2 protein-coding genes are annotated in these 1115 nt (G+C 68.4%); both read left to right on the plus strand.

The features are described from left to right. Positions 1-334, plus strand: a 334-nt coding sequence (locus AAH991_RS40065) for a cellulose binding domain-containing protein (protein ID WP_346231182.1), incomplete at its 5' end; no start/stop codon positions are given. A gap of 333 nt (positions 335-667) precedes the next feature. Further along, positions 668-1115, plus strand: a 448-nt coding sequence (locus AAH991_RS40070; protein ID WP_346231183.1) for a polysaccharide deacetylase family protein, incomplete at its 3' end; no start/stop codon positions are given.

Consider the following 1115-nt stretch of genomic DNA (forward strand, 5'->3'; position numbering starts at 1 on the left):
CCCCAGCCCCAGCCCCACGCTCACGCCCACGGCGGGACCGGGCGGTTGCACGGCGACGATGCAGACCGTCAACTCCTGGGGCGGCGGGTTCCAGTCCAGCGTGACGGTGCGCGCGGGCAGTTCGGCCATCAGAGGCTGGACGGTGACCTGGAGCTGGCCCGGCTCCCAGTCCGTCAGCCAGCTGTGGGGAGGCCTGCAGTCCGGCTCCGGCTCCTCCGTCAGCGTGCGCAACGAATCGTGGAACGGCACCCTGGGCGCGAGCGCCTCCACCACCTTCGGCTTCGTCGCCAACGGCACCGCCGCCACGCCGACGTTGACCTGCAGCGCGTCCTGACGGACAGCGCGACGGCGATCGTCTGACACCGGCCGTGCGGCGGGAAGGGCTTACCTCCCCGCCGCACGGCCGTCGCGTCTACTCACAGGCTGGAGACTGTCCCAATCGAACCGTCGCCATGAAAACTTCATCCGATATTTCGGCAGCTCAACGGGCATCTAAGGGGCTCAGCACTTGAAATGTTTCTGGGAATCTTTGACATGTTTCAGTCTCGTTCCCCAGAATGATGCCCCGGCGAACCCCTGGGCCGGGCGGTGCTCACCCACCGGTGGACAGCACCGTCCGGCCCTCCCGCGATCGGAGGAGCAAGAGATGGCCGACAGCGCCGTGCCCATGGGAAGACGTGCAGGCTTACGCAAGATGCTCGCCACGGCGCTCGCGGGCGTCGTCACAGCGGCGCTCGCGACCGTTACCCTGTCCGCCACGGCCGCGCAGGCGGCCGACTGTAGCGGCGGGTACGTCGGGCTGACCTACGACGACGGCCCGAACCCCAGCAACACCACGAACCTGCTCAACACGTTGAAGGCCAACGGCCTGCGGGCCACGTTCTTCAACATCGGCCAGAACGCCGCCGCCAACCCGTCCCTGGTCCGCGCCCAGGTGGACGCGGGCATGTGGGTCGGCAACCACAGCTACACCCACCCCCACCTGCCCCAGATGGGCAGCTCGCAGATCCAGTCCGAGCTGCAGCGGACCCAGCAGGCCATCCAGCAGGCCACCGGCTCGGCGCCCAAGCTGTTCCGCCCGCCGTACGGCGAGACCAACTCCACGTTGAAGTCCA

This window comes from Microbispora sp. ZYX-F-249 (assembly GCF_039649665.1).
GTDB lineage: Bacteria > Actinomycetota > Actinomycetes > Streptosporangiales > Streptosporangiaceae > Microbispora > Microbispora maris.